Below are 17,584 nucleotides of genomic sequence, written 5' to 3'. Positions count from 1 at the left end.
GAGTTCCGCACGAGCCGGAGAGCACTTAATGTGCTCTCCGTGCGAGTCAGGACTGCTCGAGCAGGCGACCAAACCCCGCGCCCCGCGCCGGCGAGCGCTCGGGGATTGAGCGATTACAGGTGGCTGATGATCAGTTCCATCTTGCCTTCGAGGTCGATGGAGCTGACAGTGGACGGAGCCAGTAGGTGGCTGCCTTTGTGGACGGGGTCGCCGCAGACGGTGCCTTTGCCGTCGATGACCGACAGGCACATGAAGGGCCAGCGCTGGTTGAGGGTCTTGCTGCCGTCGACGCGCACGCGATCGACGGTGTAGCAGGGGTTGGACTCGAGCTCGGTCACGCCGTCGACCTCGGGCGCGGACACGGTGCCGTCGGTCGGAGCCTGAACATCAAAGTCGATGCAGTCGAGGCTCTGCTCAATGTGAAGTGGGCGTAGCTTGCCGTCGGTGCCAGGGCGGTCGTAGTCGTACAGGCGATATGTCACGTCGCTCGACTGCTGCGTCTCCAAAATGAGCGTGCCGGTCTTGATGGCGTGGACGGTACCGGAATCAATCTGGAAAAAGTCGCCCTTGTGAATCGGCAGCACGTTGAGCATGTCGTCCCAGCGGCCGTCCTCGATCATACGCGCGGCCTCGGCGCGGTCGTGCGCGCGCTGTCCGACGATGATCGTGGCGCCGGGCTCGCAGTCCAGTACATACCAGCACTCGGTTTTGCCCAGGCTGCCGTTCTCGTGCTCGGCGGCGTACTCGTCATTGGGATGGATCTGGATCGAAAGGTCGTCCTTGGCGTCTAGAATCTTAATGAGCAGCGGGAACTCCTTGCCCTCGCAGTTACCAAAGAGCTCGCGGTGCTCGGCCCACAGCCACGAAAGCGTGTGACCGGCGTACGGGCCCTCCGCGATCTGGCAGTCGCCGTTGGGGTGGGCCGAGATAGCCCAACACTCACCGATGGGACCCTCGGGAATGTCGTAACCAAATACGGTCTCCAGCTGGCGACCGCCCCAGATCTTCTCGTGGAAGATCGGCGTGAGTTTAATCAAATCGGACATGTGCATACTCCCATAAGGTTGTGCGGGTGCCGCGTAAGACAGCTCAAAACGAGCACCCACCGGATTACAAAACTAGGCCAGCGTTACGTTGTGCAGCTCAAAGCGGTCGCCGACGTTGCGCGAAATCGAGTACTCAAAGGCGTTGCCGCTATCCAAAAAGCCAATCTGGTTGAGTTCGAGCAGGGGAGAGCCGGGTTTGGTATCCAGGCGCTCAGCCTCTTCTTCAGTTGCCGCGACAGCGCGAATGGTGCGGTGGAAACTCGAGATCTTGAGTCCGCACTGCTCGCGGATAAAGCTATAGACCGATCCGTATAGGTCCTTCTTTTTAAGGCCCGGTATCAGCTCGAGAGGCATGTAGGTGTACTCGATGACGATGGGCTTCTCGTCGACCTGGCGCACGCGCACGATGTGATAGGCAAAGTCGTCCTCGGCAATTCCCAGCTGAGTAGCGACGTCCGCTGGTGGATTGACAATCGAGAAATCGTAGACTACCGAGGTCACCTTCTCCCCGCGGTGCTCATACGAAAAACCCTGGGCGCGGTCATTCTTGCCCTGGAAAAATGCCTGGTCGGGGAGACCCGCCGTGTCCTTAACGTAGGTGCCCGATCCGCGCCGGCTGGTGACAAGGCCCTCCTCGGTGATCTGCTCGATAGCTCGTTTGACGGTGATTTTGGAAACGCTATAGAGCTCGCAGAACTCAACGACGGTGGGTAGCTTGTCGCCCGGTTTAAGAGCGCCGTCCTCGATGCTTCGACGGATATCTGCAGCTATCGCCTCGTATTTGGGAATCATGGAACCTCCTTCCCGACATATATGAATACAAAAAGTAAGTATAACCCTCAACAGGGCATCCATATTACTTTTATCTAAGAAGTTCGAGAAAGAAAAAAGAAAAAGACGCTTTACTTTTAAAATTAGAGCGCTATAGTTTAAGCAACGAACGGAATCCTTCCGCACAACAGGATCGACCGTTTGGGGACGGTTTTGTTTTGGCGGGTTGGATATCGGTATGGCCGGTGCGCGCCCGCGCCGGATAACCTGCCAAAGCAAGCCCGTCTCCAACCGGAAGCTCTAGAACACGAAAGCGAGGACTTTGATGGCACAGTATCAGCTGCCCAACGACTTCTTCTTTGGCGCTGCTATGTCCGGCCCGCAGACTGAGGGTCAGTGGAACCAGGGCGGCAAGCTCGAGAACCTGTGGGACACCTGGTCCATCCAGGATCTGGGTTCGTTCTACAACCGCGTTGGCTCTTACGCCGGCAATGACTTTATGGCCAAGTACCAGGAAGACCTTCGCATTTTGAAGGACTTGGGTCTGGATACCTATCGCACTTCCATCCAGTGGAGCCGTCTGCTCGATGCCGACGGCAACCTCAACGAGGAAGGTGCCGCGTGGTATCACGAGTTGTTCCGCGCCTCTCGCGAAGCCGGCTTGGAGCCGTTTGTCAACTTGTACCACTTTGACATGCCCACCTACCTCTTTAACCGTGGTGGTTGGGAGAGCCGCGAGGTCGTCGAGGCCTACGCACACTACGCCGACGTCGCTTTCCGCGAGTTCGGCCAGGAGATCAAGTATTGGTTCACCTTTAACGAGCCCATCGTCGAGCCCGAGCAGCGCTACCAGGAGGGCGTGTGGTTCCCGCAGCTTCACGACTTCAACCGCGCTCGCACCGTGCAGTACCACATTTCGCTGGCACATGCGCTGGCCGTGGCCAACTATCGCAAGGCATATGACGAGGGTGTCATTCGCGCCGATGCCAAAATCGGCATGATCAACTGCTTCACCCCGGTCTACACCAAGGAGAACCCCAGCGAGGCAGATCTCGAGGCCGTGCGCATGACCAGCGGCATCAACAACCGCTGGTGGCTCGACCTTATTACCAAGGGCGAGCTTCCCGCCGATGTGCTCGACAGCCTGGCCGAGGGCGGCGTCAAGCTTCCGTTCCGCGCCGGCGACCAGGAGATTCTCAAGCAGGGCATCGTTGACTGGCTCGGCTGCAACTACTACCACCCCACGCGCGTCCAGGCGCCGGCGAGCAAGATCGACCAGTACGGTCTGCCGCACTTTGCCGACGAGTACGTGTGGCCCGACGCCGTCATGAACAAGAGCCGCGGCTGGGAGATCTACCCGAAGGGCCTCTACGACTTTGGCATGGACTGCGCCAAGAACTATCCCGATCTTGAGTGGTTCGTTTCCGAGAACGGTATCGGCATCATGGACGAGTACAAGAACCGTGACGCCGAGGGGACCATCCAGGACGACTATCGCGTCGATTTTGTGCGCCAGCACCTTGAGTGGGTCGCCAAGGCTATCGGCGAGGGGGCCAAGTGCCGCGGCTACCACTACTGGGCCGTCATCGACAACTGGTCCTGGTCAAACGCCTTCAAGAACCGTTATGGCTTTGTCGAGGTCGACCTGATGGACGGCTACCAGCGCCGTCTTAAGAAGTCGGCTGCTTGGCTCAAGCAGGTTGCCACGACCCACGTGGTGGACTAGCGACCGAGCGTTCAACCCCAAAACGGGCGCTCAGCCCCTGCGCAAACGCGCAAAAACAATGGCACATCTGGTGGCAGAGGGCGACAGACCACCGTGCGCATAGGAAAAGGCCGGATTTGAAAGTTAGGAGCAATCATGGCCAGTGACAACGGAAAGAGCTTCCTCGACAAGTTTGCCGAGGTCTCTGCGAAGGTAGGAAACCAGGTTCACCTGCGTTCCCTGCGCGATGCCTTCGCGACCATCACGCCGCTCTATATCCTTGCGGGTATCGCGGTTCTCATCAACAACGTCGTGTTCCCTCTGTTCCCGCTCGATGCGGCGGGTCTTGCCAACCTCCAGACTTGGGGCTCGGCAATTACCCTGGGCACCCTCAACGTGTCCGCCATTATCTTGGCGGGTCTGATTGGCTACAGCCTCGCCAAGAACGAGCGCTTCGATAACCCGCTTGCCTGCGTGGTCGTCGCCATCTCTGCCTTCGTCATCATGATGCCGCAGCAGATCACCGCCACCCTTGCCGCCACGAGCCCGCTGCTCACCGACAAGATCACCTCCGCCGAGGTCACCGGCGCCCTTTCGACTGCCAACACCGGCACCAACGGTCTGTTCTCTGCCATCATCATCGCCCTGCTTTCCACGACGCTCTTCATCAAGATCTCGGGCGTCGAGAAGCTCAAGGTCAAGCTGGGCGAGGGCGTGCCTCCTGCGGTCTCCAACTCCTTCAACGTCATGATCCCGATGCTGCTCAACCTCTCGGTCTTCGCTGTTGCCGCGGCCCTGCTTGCCGTCTGCGCCGGCACCGATCTGTGCACCATCATCTCCACCTGCATCTCTAACCCGCTCAAGAGCATCATGAACGCCGGTCCGTGGGCTGTTATCCTCATCTACACCCTCGCGAACCTGCTGTTCTGCGTCGGTATTCACCAGTCCACCATCTCTGGCGCTACCGTTGAGCCGATCCTGACCATGCTCATCGTCGACAACATGGCTACCTATGCCGCCGGCGGTGTCATCCAGCCCGACCACTACATGAACATGCAGATCGTCAACAGCTTCGCCCTCATCGGCGGCTCGGGCTGCACCCTCATGCTCCTGCTCGACACCTTCCTGTTCTCCAAGAACAAGGCTTCCAAGACCGTTGCCTCCATGGCTATCCTGCCTGGTCTGTTCAACATTAACGAGCCGGTCATCTACGGTTACCCCATCGTGTACAACCTGCCGCTCATGATCCCGTTCGTTCTTCTTCCCGATCTGTTCATCGGCGTCACCTATGGCCTGACCTGTGCTGGCATCATCAGCCCCTGCATCGCTCAGGTGCCTTGGACCATGCCTCCCGTCATCAACGCCCTGCTCGCTACGGGCTTTGACTGGCGCGCCGGCGTGTGGCAGGCTCTCGAGCTCGTGATCGGCATGGCCGTCTACCTGCCCTTCATGAAGATCTCCGAGAAGGCTCTTGCCAAGCAGGAGGCTCTCGCCGAGCAGAACGCCTAGCGTTTGTCCATTCCACCCTTGCGGGTACCGATGCTTGGTACCGGTACCCGTATCTCCTTTTTTGCCTAAACGTGCAAAACAGGGGAAAGATAACCACAAGGATTTATCCAGTTTGTCGTCTGCGCGCCGCGCAGTTATAAGGAGGAAACCATGAAGAAGATCATGCTTTGCTGCAATGCCGGCATGTCCACGAGTCTGCTGGTCCAGAAGATGCAGTCCGAGGTCGCGAGCCGTGGTCTGGACATCGAGGTCGAAGCCCGTCCTATGAATGAGGCCCACGATCACCTGGACGAGTGCGACATCCTGCTGCTCGGCCCGCAGATCGGCTACACCAAGGGCGACTTTGAGAAGGAGGCCGCCGGCCGTTTCCCGGTCGAGGTCATCAACATGGTCGACTATGGCCGCATGAACGCCGCCGGCATCATCGACCACTGCGTCAGCGTGATGGGCTAGGTGCAGCGCATGGAGGATATGAACGAACTGCAGATGACCTGCTTCGAGATCATCAGCTACGTCGGTACCGCCAAGAGCATGTACATCAACGCCGTGCAGAAGGCCAAGGAGGGCGATTTCGACGCCGCCGAGGAGCTCATTAAGCAGGGCGACGAGGCCTATAACGGCGGCCACGATGTTCACATGGGACTTCTTAAGAAGGAGGCCAATGGCGAGCGCAACGGCGAGGCCCCGCTGATTCTGCTGCACGCCGAGGACCAGATGGCCGGCACCGAGACCATGCGCGTCATGGCCACGGAGCTCATTGAGGTCCACAAACAGCTACAGGCACTCAAGGCCTAGCTGGCGTTTTCGCCGCGACGGATCGTGCGGTTCGCATACAATCCAGTCCCTTTTGCAGGCGCCGGGAGTCTCCCTCTCCCGGCGCTTTTTGTTTGGCGAGTTGCTGAGCGTCATTGCTCGTTGAGCGGGGGGACGTTTCCCCAGATAAAACCTGCCAAAACAAACCTGTCCCTTTTTGGCGGGTTTTTGTCTTGAGAGCGGTACCATACAGGCAATGTTTAAACGAGAAAGGTGGGCTCCCATGGAACCTAAGCAGTATTACATCGGCATTGACGTCGGCGGCACTTCGGTTAAGGAGGGCCTGTTCGACGAAGACGGTAACCTGCTTGCCAAGGCCAGCGTGCCTACGCCTCCCATCGTTGACGCTGCGGGCTTTGCCGCGGTGACCGAGGCTATCGACCAGGTGGTCGCCAAAGCCCAGATTCCGCGTGCCTTTGTGGCGGGTATTGGCCTGGCCGTTCCGTGCCCCATCCCGGCATCGGGCGATGCCAAGGTCAAGGCCAACATTGCCATTAACCTGCCCGAGCTGAGGATCGCCATTCAAAAGCACTGCCCCGACGCGGTCGTTAAGTACGAGAACGACGCCAACGCCGCTGCCATGGGCGAGGCCTGGCTCGGTTCTGCCAAGGGCGTGCAGAACGTGGTGATGGTCACCATCGGTACCGGCGTGGGCGGCGGCGTCATCATCAACGGCGACGTGGTATCGGGCGTTGTGGGCGCCGGCGGCGAGATTGGCCACATGTGCCTGAACCCGGCTGAGGAGCGCACCTGCGGCTGTGGCGGCCATGGCCATCTGGAGCAGTATTCCAGCGCCACCGGCGTGGTGAGCAACTACCTTGCTGAGTGCAAGAAAGCGGGCGTCGAGCCCATTGAGCTCACCGGCCCCTCCGATTCCAAGGACGTGTTCCAGGCCTGCCGCGAGGGTGACAAGCTCGCGTTGGCAGCTGCCGATACCATGGCCGACTACCTCGGCCGCGCCCTGGCGCTTATTGCCAACGTGGTCGACCCCGAGATGTTCCTGATCGGCGGCGGTGCGTCCGCCTCGGCCGATGTCTACCTCGACGCAGTTCGCGAGCACTTCCAGCGCTACGCGCTTTCCGCCTCACGCGAGACGCCCATCAAGGTCGCTTCGCTCGGCAACGACGCCGGCATCATCGGCGCCGCCTACGTAGCCCTGCGCGCCGCCGGTAAATAAGTTCGCTCGTTGGCGCAAAGGGGACAGGTTACTTTGCACCAACATGGCGTAAAAGGGACAGCCTTGGCCCCCGTGCCTGCCCCAAAATATGCCGTGGCCCTTCCGTCTGCGAAGGCTCGGCATCGGCGTGCTACCATAGCTACGTCCAAGTACACATATCAAGTGGAGGAAACCCATGGCAAACGTTCTTGTCTTTGGTCACCAGAACCCCGATAACGACGCCATCATGAGCGCCGTCGTCCTGTCCCAGCTGCTCAACCAGGTTGAGTATGCCGGCAACACCTACGAGGCTTGCGCTCTGGGCCAGCTTCCGGCCGAGTCCGCCAAGCTGCTCGCCGACGCCGGCATCGCCGAGCCCCGCGTGATTGATTCCGTCGAGGCCGGTCAGCTCGTCGTCCTCACCGACCACAACGAGTCTGCCCAGTCCGTCGCCGGCCTTAAGGACGCCACGGTCTTTGGCGTCGTCGATCATCACCGCATCGGCGACTTCGAGACCGCCGGCCCGCTGCACTACATCTGCCTGCCCTGGGGCTCCAGCTGCACCATCGTCACCAAGCTCGCCGGCGTGCTCGGCGTTGAGCTTTCCGACGTCCAGGCCAAGCTGCTGCTCTCGGCCATGATGACCGACACGCTCATGCTCAAGAGCCCCACCACCACCGATGTCGACCGCGCCGTCGCCGCCAAGCTCGGCGAGCAGGTGGGCGTCGACCCGGTCAAGTTTGGCATGGAGGTCTTCCTCACCCGTCCGTCCGGCTCCTTCACCGCAGCCGAGATGGTCGGCAACGACATCAAGATGTTCGAGCCCGCCGGCAAGAAGCTGCTCATCGGCCAGTACGAGACCGTCGACAAGAGCCGCGCGCTCGGCATGATCGACGAGATTCGCGAGGCCATGCGCGCCTACGCCGCCGAGAAGGGTGCCGACGGCATCGTCCTGTGCATCACCGACATCATGGAGGAGGGCTCGCAGGTCCTGCTCGAGGGCGAGACCGAGGCCGCTCAGAAGGGCCTGGGCATTGCCGACGAGCACGACGGCGTCTGGATGCCGGGTGTCCTCTCCCGTAAGAAGCAGGTCGCTGCCCCCATCATGGCCGCCTGCTAGGTTCTTTTGACCTAACACCGATGACCGGATCGCGGACGCCCCGCGCTCCGGTCGTTTTTTGTGCACGGCGCCGCGTCGTCTCTTGGACAGGCGTGCCCGTGCCGTTGAGCAAATAATGTTCAACCTGTGGTTCCGCTTTTCGGCCGCGCCTGCGTGCTTGTCGTGCAGGGTAGGCTAGATGCAAGCGTAATACGTTAGAGCGCGGCGCCGCCACTTGGGCGGGCCGTGCTTTTTTAAGACGGGAGCTTTCCCGTGAAAGGAGCCGCCCATGGCAGCACCCGAGCAGCTGTTCAACGTCCGTGAGCGCAAGCGTTTTGAGCGTCACGACATTTGGGAGCGCATCGCCGAGAACGGCACGATTTCGGCCGCCGTCATGGTGTTTGCCGCCATCGCCGCCGTTATCTGCGCCAACACCGATGCCTACGAGGCCATCCATCACTTTTTGGAGACTCCGCTGTATGTGGGCCTGGGGCATTTTACGGCCGGCCTGACCGTTGAGCTTTTCGTCAACGACTTCCTCATGGCGATCTTCTTTTTGCTGGTGGGCATTGAGCTTAAGTACGAGATGACGGTCGGCGAGCTCAAGAACCCGCGCCAGGCCATGCTCCCCATGCTGGCAGCCGTGGGCGGCGTCGTCGTTCCCGCCTGCATCTACCTCATCTTTAACCATGCCGGCGCGCATAACGGCTGGGCCATTCCCATGGCAACTGATATCGCCTTTGCGCTGGGTGTGCTGTCGCTCTTAGGCAACCGCGTGCCTAACGGCGTGCGCGTGTTCTTCTCGACGCTCGCCATCGCCGACGACCTGATCTCCATCGCCGCCATCGCCATCTTTTATGGTCAGAGCCCCAACCCGTTTTGGTTGGGCGCCGCCGCGGTTGTGACCTGCGCACTCGTGTGGCTCAACAAGACTCAGCACTACCGCTTGGCTCCGTATACGGTGCTGGGCCTGCTGCTGTGGTTCTGCATGTTCAAGAGCGGCGTGCATGCTACGCTCGCCGGCGTCATCCTGGCCTTTACCATCCCGGCCAAGTGCGGCGTCAAGCTCGACAGCCTCACCGATTGGCTGGGCGAGTGCCTGCCGCTGCTCGACGACCGCTACGACGATGAGGCGCACATCTTGGGCCAGCACGACTTTACCGTCTCGACCACCAAGGTCGAGCGCGTCATGCACCGCGTGACCCCGCCGCTCATCCGTATGGAGCGCCTGATCTCCACGCCGGTTAACTTTGTGATCCTGCCGATCTTCGCGTTCGTCAACGCGCAGGTTCGCCTGGTGGGCGTGGACATGAGCACGTTGCTGACCGACCCGGTGACGCTTGGCGTGTACTTTGGCATGCTGCTGGGTAAGCCGATTGGCATCTTTGGCATGACGTTTGCCCTGGTCAAGCTCAAGGCCTGCGAGCTGCCGCATAACGTCAACTGGCACATGATCGCCGGTGTGGGCATTCTGGGCGGCATCGGCTTTACCATGTCGATTCTCATCAGCGGCCTCGCCTTCCCGACGGCTCAGTTCGAGGTTCTGGCTGCCAAGGCCGCCATCCTTGCCGGTTCGGTCACCGCCGCCGTGCTCGGCATGATCTACATGAGCGTGGTCTGCAAACACCCCGCGCCCAAAAACGAGTAAGAGCACAAAACCGGCTCCAGAACCGGTTTAGGCGCGTTCAAAATGCGGATTCGGGCGGTGTTTGCCGCCTGCCAGACACCCCAGTGGTCAAAAAACGCCGTTTGTGAGTACTGTCACAAACGGCGTTTCATTTTAGGTGTGGAAAATAATGAACACAATCTTGTTATCTGTACGTTAACGAGTGACCATCGACTTCCAATTTGGCGCTAGCTGACGGTGATTAGGAAGTTTCAAGTCGAGTTTTGCCGATTTCGACCAAGAATCGCTGCTACTAAAAAGGTAACAGTACTCATATTTGCCCTTTTTTGGCCACAAGCCCTAAAACAAGCCTCGCCAAGGTCGGGAAGCGGGCCAAATCGCCGGCCTCGAGGCTTATTCCACGGTTCCGTAGACGGCGCCCCAGCCGTGGGCGGCCAAGGCGGAGTTGAGCTGATCACACAGTGACTGGCGGTCGTAGTAGCCGGGCGGCAAAAGGTTCACGATTTCCATGAGGTCGGGCGCCAGGTCCAAGATTTCGGCCTGTACGATCAGATCCAGGCGGTCGATGGCGTGGCGGTCGTAAAACAGTCCGTCGACCAGGCGCTGCAAGTCGCCGAATTCCTCGGCCTGAAACGATCCGTACTCCATAGTGCCTCCTTGGGCGCCCCACGCCGGCATGCGCGGCGATTCGTAATTGATTGCGATGAACTTAATCTATCACGGCTTCATAACGTTGCGACGATGGCGGTCTATACTTAGACGAACTGCAACGTACCGCTTCGCGAAAGGTCGCACCCCATGCAGACGATCTACCAGAAGATGGAAACCACCGAACTCGATGCCGCCATCGAGGCGCTCAAAGCCGAGGTCGCCGAGGTCAAGGCCAAGGGCCTGGCGCTCGACATGGCCCGCGGCAAGCCGTCGCCCTCCCAGGTGGACATCTCTCGCCCCATGCTCGATATCCTCAATGCCGATGCCGATCTGCATGACGGCAACGTCGACTGCTCCAACTACGGCTGCTTTGAGGGCATTCCCTCGGCACGCAAGCTGGCGGGGGAGTTCCTGGGTTGTCCTGCCGAGCAGACGCTCGTACTGGGCTCATCGAGCCTGCTGATCGAGCACGATATCGCCGGTATGTTCTGGCGTTGCGGCTCGTGCGGCAGCGACCCTTGGGAGGCTTACGAGGCAGCGCACGACGGCAAGAAGGTCAAGTTCCTGTGCCCTGTTCCCGGCTACGATCGCCACTTTGGCATCACCGCCGATCTGGGCATCGAGAACGTCCCCGTCGCGATGACCGACAACGGCCCCGACATGGACGAGATCGAGCGCCTGGTTGCCGCCGACGATTCCATCAAGGGTATCTGGTGCGTGCCCAAGTATTCCAACCCCACGGGCATCACCTTTAGCGAGGACACTGTGCGCCGCTTGGTCGAGATGCCCACGGCCGCGCCCGATTTCCGCATCTTCTGGGACAACGCTTACTGCGTGCACGACCTGTACGACGAGACCGACGAGCTCGCCAACATCTTCGATCTTGCCCGCACGGCGGGTACCGAGGATCGCGTGGTGGCCTTTGCATCGACGTCCAAGATCACCTTCCCGGGCGCTGGCATCGGCTTTATCGGTGCGAGCCCCGCGGTCATCGCCGAGTTCTCCAAGCGCCTGAAGGCCGGTCTTATTAGCGCCGACAAGCTCAACCAGCTGCGTCACGTGCGTTTCCTTCCCACCATCGAGGCGGTCAAGGAGCACATGAAAAAGCATGCCGAGTTCCTGCGCCCGCGCTTTGAGGCCGTTGAGCGTAAACTCACCGAGGGCTTGGGCAACACGGGTTGCGCCACTTGGACGCACCCCCGCGGCGGTTACTTCGTGAGCTTCGATGGTCCCGAGGGCTCTGCCCAGAAGGTCGCCGCGCTTTGTGCCGACCTGGGCGTCAAGCTCACGCCGGCTGGTGCCACCTGGCCTTATGGCAAGGATCCGCGCGACACCAACATCCGCATCGCGCCGAGCTATCCCACGGTCGAGGACCTGGAGGCTGCGCTCGATGTGCTGGTGCTGGCTGTCAAGCTCGTCGCTGCCGAGCTTGCGCGTACCGAGCGCGCCTAGCGCGTAGGGCCCCGCAAGTCCGCGCCTAGTACTATCCGCACTTTCGATACGTAAAGGAGCGTATACATGGATTTGGGTATTTCCACCAACCCCACGCCAGAGCTCTACACCATTAAGGTGACCGGTGAGATCGATATCTCTAACGCCGATAGCCTGCGCAATGCCATCGACCTGGCGCTCGAGCAGCCCACTGAGGCCGTTGAGCTCGATTTTGCCCAGGTGAGCTACATCGATTCGACAGGCATTGGCGTGCTTGTGGGCGCCGCACACCACGCAGCTGATCATGGTAAGCGTTTTAGCTGCGTCAACGTGCAGCCCCCGGTGATGCGCGTGGTTCAGCTGTTGGGCGTCGACCAGGAGATTTCGATCACCGCTGCATAATCTTTGCCCCCAAAAGGGCGTGCCGTTTGGCATATGTTTGTGATGCGCTCGGACGTTTTGGCGTCCGGGCGCTATACTTGACCGAATGAATAGACGAGTTCCGGCCGAATGGCGCGGTGCGGGCTCGACTCACATCGAGCCTTGGAGGTATGTGTGTTTGGTATTGGAGAGGGTGAGCTCGCGATCATCGTGGTCTTCGGCTTTTTGCTGTTTGGCCCGGATAAGCTCCCGCAGATGGGCCGCACGATCGGCCGTGCCATCCGTCAGTTCCGCGAGACGCAGGAAAAGATGACGGCCGTTGTTCAGTCCGAGATTATCGATCCGGTGAGCGAGGCCGCGTCGGCCCCGGTCAAGCCCAAGAAGACTGCTGCGACCGACGACGATTCCGATGTGGACGAGGATGCCGCCGAGACGGCAGCGCCCGCCAAGAAGGAGACCTTTGCCGAGCGTCGCGCCCGTCTTGCTGCCGAGAAGGCCGCAAGCGAGGGTGCTGCTGAGGGCGAAGGCGCTGTTGATGAGGCCGAGGGTACAGAGCCTGCTGCTGCCGTCGAGCCCGAGCCTGCTGCAGAGCCCGAGCCCGAGCCGGCAGAGCCCACGACGGCTGACCTCTACGCCCGTCGTCCCCGCAAACGTAAGGCCGTCGTCGACCAGCTCGCTCGCGAGCTCGAGGCCGAGGACGAAGCCGCTGCCGGCGACGCCCCGAAGGGAGGCGATGAGTAATGCCTATCGGACCTGCGCGTATGCCGCTCTTCGACCACCTGGGAGAGCTTCGTCGCCGCCTGACCATCGTGGTTGTGTCGGTGTTTGCCGCAGCCATCGTGCTGTATTTCGCCACGCCCGTGGTGCTCGACATCTTGAAAGACCCCATCCGCTCCTTTGTGCCGGACGGTAAGTTTTACATCACCACCACGCTCGGCGGCTTTGGCCTGCGCTTCTCGCTGGCCATCAAGATGGCCGTGGTCATGTGCACGCCCATGATCATCTGGCAGATTCTGGCATTTTTCCTGCCGGCACTGCGTCCCAACGAGCGCAAATGGGTCGTGCCCACGGTGCTCGCCTCGACGGTGCTGTTCTTCCTGGGCGCTATCTTCTGCTACTTCATCATCATTCCGGCAGGCTTTGAGTGGCTCATCGGCGAGACCTCGGCTGTCGCTACGGCGTTGCCCAATCTGGAGGACTACATCAACATGGAGCTGCTCTTTATGATCGGCTTTGGTGTGGCGTTTGAGCTGCCGCTCATCATCTTCTACCTGTCCGTTTTCCACATCGTGTCCTATGCCGCCTTCCGCAGCGCCTGGCGCTATGTGTACGTTGGCCTGCTCGTGGCCTCGGCCGTGATCACGCCCGACGGCTCGCCCGTCACCCTGGGCCTTATGTACGGCGCCCTGCTCTCGCTCTACGAGATTTCGCTCGCCGTCGCCCGTGTGGTCATCACCGCGCGCGAGGGCAAGGAGGGCCTGTTCGTGAGCCGTCTGGACCTGTTCTCGGACGACGAGGACGACGAGGAGTAAATCGGTATGCACGAGGTTGGCATTGTCAACGGCATACTCGATACAGTGATTCGCGCGGCGCGTGGGGCGGGGGCCTCGCGCGCCGTTTTGGTAACGCTGCGTATCGGGGATATGACCGAAGTTGTGCGCGAGGCGCTCGACTTTGCGTGGGAGACATTTCGCGATGAGGACCCGCTCACGCGAGGCTGCGAGCTTGCCGTGGAGGAAGTCCATCCACAAAGCGAGTGTCTGGACTGCGGGGAGGTCTTTGAGCACGATCGCTTCCATTGCCGCTGTCCCCAATGTGGCGGCGCCAACGTGCGTCTGCTGCACGGCCGCGAGCTCGACATCGCAAGTATCGAAATCGAAACCCCCGACGATTAGCCCGCTAGCCATCTGGTGATGGGGTATAAAGGGGCCAAAGTAAGGAGTGCCGAGTATGGCTGAGAAAACGATTGATATCGCGTCGCCGATTCTGTCGCGCAACGAACGCCTGGCAGATCAGCTGCGACAGCGATTCAAAGAGACAAACACCTATGTGATCAATGTGCTGTCGAGCCCCGGTTCGGGCAAGACCACCACGATCCTGGGCACCAACGAGCGCCTGCGCGACAAGGCTGGCCTGCGCTGTGCCGTCATCGAGGGCGATATTGCCTCGGATGTCGACGCCATCACCATGAAGGAAGCCGGCATGCCCGCCATCCAGATCAACACGGGTGGCCTGTGCCACCTCGAGGGCAACATGATCATGGAGGCCGTTGACGCGTTCGACCAGGCCGTCGGTCTGGAGAACATCGACGTCATCTTTATCGAAAACGTGGGCAACCTGGTCTGCCCGGTCGACTTTGACCTGGGTGAGAACCTGTCCATCATGATTCTCTCGGTGCCCGAGGGCGACGACAAGCCCATTAAGTACCCGGGCATCTTCCAGCACGCCGGCGCGCAGCTGCTCAACAAGGTCGACGTGGCCCCGGCTTTCGATTTTGACATGGATAGGTATACTAAGACACTCGATGACCTCAATCCGCAGGCGCCGCGGTTTGCCGTGAGCGCGCGCAAGGGCGAGGGCATGGATGCCTGGTGCGATTGGCTCATCGGGCAGATTGAGCAAGCAAGGGCGTAAATCGGCCGCCATACGGGCGGGCGTAGCCGCAGAGATACGAGATAGGAGCCTCTTTTGAAGCTCATCATCGCCGAGAAAAACGACGCCGCGCGTCAGATCGCCGAGCGGCTGTCCACGGGTAAGCCCAAAAAGGACAAGGTGTACAACACCGTCATCTACCGTTTTGAGTGGAAGGGCGAGGAGTGCGTGACGATCGGTCTTGCCGGTCACATCCTTGCACCCGATTTTTGCGACAGCGTGCTGTTCGATAAAAAGCTGGGTTGGTATTCGGTCACCGAGGACGGTGAGATGTTGCCGGCCGACATGCCCGATGGCCTGGCTCGTCCGCCCTACGACACCAAGCGTAAGCCGTTCCTTGCCGACGGTATCTCCATCAAGGGCTGGAAGCTCGAGAGCCTGCCTTATCTCACCTGGGCGCCCGTCATTAAGCTGCCGGCCGAGAAGGAGCTCATTCGTTCGCTCAAGAACCTCGCTAAAAAGTCCGACAGCGTCATCATCGCCACGGACTTCGACCGCGAGGGCGAGCTGATCGGTTCGGACGCCCTCAACAAGGTGCGCGAGGTTGCGCCGGACTTGCCGGTCGCCCGCGCCCAGTATTCTTCGTTTACCAAGGCCGAGATCACGCAGGCCTTCGATAATCTCGTCTCGCTCGACCAGAATCTGGCCGACGCCGGCGAGAGCCGCCAGCACATCGACCTCATTTGGGGTGCGGTGCTCACGCGCTACCTGACGCTCGCCAAGTTTGGCGGCTTTGGCAACGTGCGTTCCGCCGGCCGCGTGCAGACCCCGACGCTTGCCCTGGTGGTCGAGCGCGAGCGCGAGCGCATGGCGTTTGTGCCCGAGGACTATTGGCAGATCCGCGGCATGGGCGCCGCGCAGGGTGCTGCCGAGGACGACCGCTTTAAGATTGCGCACAAGACGGCACGCTTTACCGACAAGGATGCTGCCGAGACGGCATACGGCCATGTCGACGGCGTTACGACGGCAACCGTCGCCGCGGTGACCAAGCGCTCACGCAAGCAGCAGCCACCCACGCCGTTTGCGACCACCTCGCTGCAGGCTGCCGCCGCAGCCGAGGGCATCTCGCCTGCGCGTACCATGCGCATCGCCGAGTCCCTCTACATGGCGGGCCTCATCAGCTACCCGCGTGTCGACAACACCGTGTACCCCGCGACGCTCGATCTGGGCGCCGTGGTGAGCGACCTGGCAAAGATCAACCCGGCGCTGGCGCCCGTGTGCAAAAAGGTGCTCGCCGGCCCCATGAAGCCCGCGCGCGGCAAGGTCGAGACCACCGACCACCCGCCTATCTACCCCACGGGCGAGGGCGATCCGTCCACGCTTGATGGCGGCCAACGCAAACTCTACGATCTTATCGCCCGCCGCTTCCTGGCGACGCTTATGGGTCCCGCGACCATCGAGAACACCAAGCTCGAGCTCGACGTGAACGGTGAGCCGTTCGTGGCTTCGGGCGATGTGCTCGTGACCCCGGGTTTCCGCGAGGCATACCCGTACGGACTCAAGCGCGACGAGCAGATGCCGCCGCTGGAGCAGGGCGATACGGTTGATGTGTTCGACATTAAGCTCGAGGCAAAGCAGACCGAGCCGCCCGCACGCTACAGCCAGGGTAAACTCGTGCAGGAGATGGAGAAGCGCGGCTTGGGCACCAAGTCCACGCGCGCGAGCATCATCGAGCGCCTGTACGCCGTGCGCTACCTCAAAAACGATCCCGTGGAGCCGAGTCAGCTGGGCATCGCCATCATCGATGCGCTGACGCAGTTTGCCCCGCGCATCACGAGCCCCGATATGACCAGCGAGCTCGACGGCGACATGACCCGCGTCGAGCGCGGCGAGGACACCGAAGAGCATGTCGTGACGCACTCGCGCGCACTGCTGGCCGGCGTGCTCGACGAGCTGCTCAAGCATACGCAGGAGCTGGGCGACGCCATCAGCGACGCCGTCACGGCCGATGCACGCGTGGGCGCCTGTCCCAAGTGCGGCAAGGACCTGGTTATGAAGACTAGCGCCAAGACCCGCGGCAGCTTTATCGGCTGCATGGGATGGCCCGACTGCGACGTGACCTATCCGGTGCCGAGTGGCGTCAAGGTGAGCCCGCTCGAGGGCGAGGCCGCCGTGTGTCCCGAGTGCGGTGCGCCGCGCATTAAGTGTCAGCCGTTCCGCCAGAAGGCCTTCGAGATTTGCGTGAACCCCACATGCCCCACCAACTACGAGCCCGACCTTAAGGTGGGCGAGTGCAAGGTGTGTGCCGAGGCCGGACGCCATGGCGACCTGATCGCGCACAAGAGCGAGAAGAGCGGCAAGCGCTTTATCCGCTGCACCAACTATGACGATTGCGGCGTGAGCTATCCTCTACCGGCGCGCGGTAAGCTCGAGGCGACGGGTGAGACCTGCCCCGAGTGCGGCGCCCCCATCGTGGTGGTCAACACGGCGCGCGGCCCGTGGCGTATCTGCGTCAACATGGACTGTCCGACCAAGGAGAAGAAGCCCGCCCGCGGCCGCAAGACTGCGACCAAGGCGAGCACGGCCAAGAAGACGACGGCTAAGAAAGCCACTGCCGCCAAGAAGGCGACCGCGAAGAAGTCGACTACCAAAAAGACCGCTGCCGACAAGTAGCCGCACGGTCGAAGCATCACCTAAAACAAAAACGAGCGAGGACCTCAAAATCCTCGCTCGTTTTTTATCCGGCAGTTAGGGACGTTCCTTTTAATATGAGCAGGACATTGTCAAGAGGCAAAATCGGGCC

General features: G+C 60.9%; 17 protein-coding genes. 14 read left to right on the top strand and 3 right to left on the bottom strand.

The genetic code is table 11. The features are described from left to right. Nucleotides 1-113: 113 nt before the first annotated feature. Nucleotides 114-1,046: a type I phosphomannose isomerase catalytic subunit gene (locus I2G43_RS05635; protein ID WP_416378404.1), complete on the bottom strand. Its 933-nt coding sequence runs from the start codon at nucleotides 1,044-1,046 to the stop codon at nucleotides 114-116. Nucleotides 1,047-1,118: 72 nt separating this feature from the next. Next, on the bottom strand, nucleotides 1,119-1,838 hold the full coding sequence (locus tag I2G43_RS05630; protein WP_195535409.1) for a GntR family transcriptional regulator: 720 nt from the start codon (nucleotides 1,836-1,838) through the stop codon (nucleotides 1,119-1,121). A 304-nt stretch (nucleotides 1,839-2,142) separates the two neighbouring features. Here I2G43_RS05630 and I2G43_RS05625 point away from each other — a divergent pair, with 304 nt between their 5' ends. The 7 genes from I2G43_RS05625 to nhaA all read left to right on the top strand — a co-directional run bounded on the left by I2G43_RS05625 (nucleotide 2,143) and on the right by nhaA (nucleotide 9,747). Then, entirely contained in the window at nucleotides 2,143-3,543 is a 1,401-nt protein-coding gene (locus I2G43_RS05625) for a glycoside hydrolase family 1 protein (protein WP_195535408.1), read from the top strand. 135 nt (nucleotides 3,544-3,678) lie between these two features. Beyond that, nucleotides 3,679-5,031, top strand: coding sequence for a PTS sugar transporter subunit IIC (locus I2G43_RS05620; protein WP_195535407.1), 1,353 nt, complete (start codon nucleotides 3,679-3,681; stop codon nucleotides 5,029-5,031). A gap of 150 nt (nucleotides 5,032-5,181) precedes the next feature. Then, nucleotides 5,182-5,484: a PTS sugar transporter subunit IIB gene (locus I2G43_RS05615; protein WP_117735519.1), complete on the top strand. Its 303-nt coding sequence runs from the start codon at nucleotides 5,182-5,184 to the stop codon at nucleotides 5,482-5,484. Between the two features lie 9 nt (nucleotides 5,485-5,493). Next, nucleotides 5,494-5,826, top strand: a complete 333-nt coding sequence (locus tag I2G43_RS05610) for a PTS lactose/cellobiose transporter subunit IIA (RefSeq protein ID WP_199407153.1) — start codon at nucleotides 5,494-5,496, stop codon at nucleotides 5,824-5,826. A gap of 241 nt (nucleotides 5,827-6,067) precedes the next feature. Further along, complete coding sequence (locus I2G43_RS05605) at nucleotides 6,068-7,021, top strand: ROK family protein (RefSeq protein ID WP_229071610.1); 954 nt, start codon at nucleotides 6,068-6,070, stop codon at nucleotides 7,019-7,021. Nucleotides 7,022-7,196: 175 nt separating this feature from the next. After that, nucleotides 7,197-8,120: a manganese-dependent inorganic pyrophosphatase gene (locus tag I2G43_RS05600; RefSeq protein WP_055251253.1), complete on the top strand. Its 924-nt coding sequence runs from the start codon at nucleotides 7,197-7,199 to the stop codon at nucleotides 8,118-8,120. A gap of 268 nt (nucleotides 8,121-8,388) precedes the next feature. Next, nucleotides 8,389-9,747 carry a Na+/H+ antiporter NhaA gene (gene nhaA, locus I2G43_RS05595; RefSeq protein ID WP_195535405.1) on the top strand — a complete coding sequence of 453 codons (1,359 nt, stop codon included), beginning with the start codon at nucleotides 8,389-8,391 and terminating at the stop codon, nucleotides 9,745-9,747. A gap of 372 nt (nucleotides 9,748-10,119) precedes the next feature. Here the strand turns inward: nhaA and I2G43_RS05590 are convergent, their stop codons facing one another. Further along, nucleotides 10,120-10,374 (bottom strand): hypothetical protein, encoded by a 255-nt coding sequence (locus I2G43_RS05590; RefSeq protein WP_022093864.1) that lies wholly within the window; start codon nucleotides 10,372-10,374, stop codon nucleotides 10,120-10,122. 150 nt (nucleotides 10,375-10,524) lie between these two features. Between I2G43_RS05590 and I2G43_RS05585 the strand changes: the two genes are divergently transcribed. The 7 genes from I2G43_RS05585 (at nucleotide 10,525) to I2G43_RS05555 (ending at nucleotide 17,454) form a co-directional block, all read left to right on the top strand. Continuing rightward, nucleotides 10,525-11,829: an aminotransferase class I/II-fold pyridoxal phosphate-dependent enzyme gene (locus I2G43_RS05585; protein WP_195535404.1), complete on the top strand. Its 1,305-nt coding sequence runs from the start codon at nucleotides 10,525-10,527 to the stop codon at nucleotides 11,827-11,829. Between the two features lie 66 nt (nucleotides 11,830-11,895). Beyond that, nucleotides 11,896-12,210: an STAS domain-containing protein gene (locus I2G43_RS05580; protein WP_089572422.1), complete on the top strand. Its 315-nt coding sequence runs from the start codon at nucleotides 11,896-11,898 to the stop codon at nucleotides 12,208-12,210. Nucleotides 12,211-12,363: 153 nt separating this feature from the next. Further along, nucleotides 12,364-12,930 carry a twin-arginine translocase TatA/TatE family subunit gene (locus I2G43_RS05575; protein WP_195535403.1) on the top strand — a complete coding sequence of 189 codons (567 nt, stop codon included), beginning with the start codon at nucleotides 12,364-12,366 and terminating at the stop codon, nucleotides 12,928-12,930. After that, on the top strand, nucleotides 12,930-13,721 hold the full coding sequence (gene tatC, locus I2G43_RS05570; protein ID WP_195535402.1) for a twin-arginine translocase subunit TatC: 792 nt from the start codon (nucleotides 12,930-12,932) through the stop codon (nucleotides 13,719-13,721). Before I2G43_RS05575 ends, tatC begins: the two co-directional genes overlap by 1 nt. Before the next feature lie 6 nt (nucleotides 13,722-13,727). Continuing rightward, entirely contained in the window at nucleotides 13,728-14,084 is a 357-nt protein-coding gene (hypA, locus tag I2G43_RS05565; RefSeq protein WP_117565013.1) for a hydrogenase maturation nickel metallochaperone HypA, read from the top strand. A 55-nt stretch (nucleotides 14,085-14,139) separates the two neighbouring features. Then, on the top strand, nucleotides 14,140-14,823 hold the full coding sequence (gene hypB, locus I2G43_RS05560) for a hydrogenase nickel incorporation protein HypB (RefSeq protein ID WP_138374518.1): 684 nt from the start codon (nucleotides 14,140-14,142) through the stop codon (nucleotides 14,821-14,823). Between the two features lie 54 nt (nucleotides 14,824-14,877). Continuing rightward, the gene (locus I2G43_RS05555) at nucleotides 14,878-17,454 is read left to right on the top strand and encodes a DNA topoisomerase I (protein ID WP_195535401.1); all 2,577 of its coding nucleotides are present in this window, start codon (nucleotides 14,878-14,880) and stop codon (nucleotides 17,452-17,454) included. Nucleotides 17,455-17,584 lie beyond the last annotated feature (130 nt).

The organism is Collinsella aerofaciens, assembly GCF_015557435.1.
Lineage (GTDB): Bacteria > Actinomycetota > Coriobacteriia > Coriobacteriales > Coriobacteriaceae > Collinsella > Collinsella aerofaciens_Z.
This window is presented reverse-complemented; position numbering and strand designations above follow the sequence as displayed.

Excerpts from the sequence above, each read along its gene's own strand:
- I2G43_RS05635 (WP_416378404.1), bottom strand. The coding sequence starts at position 1,046 with ATGTCCGATTTGATTAAACTCACGCCGATCTTCCACGAGAAGATCTGG.
- I2G43_RS05630 (WP_195535409.1), bottom strand. The coding sequence starts at position 1,838 with ATGATTCCCAAATACGAGGCGATAGCTGCAGATATCCGTCGAAGCATC.
- I2G43_RS05625 (WP_195535408.1), top strand. The coding sequence starts at position 2,143 with ATGGCACAGTATCAGCTGCCCAACGACTTCTTCTTTGGCGCTGCTATG.
- I2G43_RS05620 (WP_195535407.1), top strand. The coding sequence starts at position 3,679 with ATGGCCAGTGACAACGGAAAGAGCTTCCTCGACAAGTTTGCCGAGGTC.
- I2G43_RS05615 (WP_117735519.1), top strand. The coding sequence starts at position 5,182 with ATGAAGAAGATCATGCTTTGCTGCAATGCCGGCATGTCCACGAGTCTG.
- I2G43_RS05610 (WP_199407153.1), top strand. The coding sequence starts at position 5,494 with ATGGAGGATATGAACGAACTGCAGATGACCTGCTTCGAGATCATCAGC.
- I2G43_RS05605 (WP_229071610.1), top strand. The coding sequence starts at position 6,068 with ATGGAACCTAAGCAGTATTACATCGGCATTGACGTCGGCGGCACTTCG.
- I2G43_RS05600 (WP_055251253.1), top strand. The coding sequence starts at position 7,197 with ATGGCAAACGTTCTTGTCTTTGGTCACCAGAACCCCGATAACGACGCC.
- nhaA (WP_195535405.1), top strand. The coding sequence starts at position 8,389 with ATGGCAGCACCCGAGCAGCTGTTCAACGTCCGTGAGCGCAAGCGTTTT.
- I2G43_RS05590 (WP_022093864.1), bottom strand. The coding sequence starts at position 10,374 with ATGGAGTACGGATCGTTTCAGGCCGAGGAATTCGGCGACTTGCAGCGC.
- I2G43_RS05585 (WP_195535404.1), top strand. The coding sequence starts at position 10,525 with ATGCAGACGATCTACCAGAAGATGGAAACCACCGAACTCGATGCCGCC.
- I2G43_RS05580 (WP_089572422.1), top strand. The coding sequence starts at position 11,896 with ATGGATTTGGGTATTTCCACCAACCCCACGCCAGAGCTCTACACCATT.
- tatC (WP_195535402.1), top strand. The coding sequence starts at position 12,930 with ATGCCTATCGGACCTGCGCGTATGCCGCTCTTCGACCACCTGGGAGAG.
- hypA (WP_117565013.1), top strand. The coding sequence starts at position 13,728 with ATGCACGAGGTTGGCATTGTCAACGGCATACTCGATACAGTGATTCGC.
- hypB (WP_138374518.1), top strand. The coding sequence starts at position 14,140 with ATGGCTGAGAAAACGATTGATATCGCGTCGCCGATTCTGTCGCGCAAC.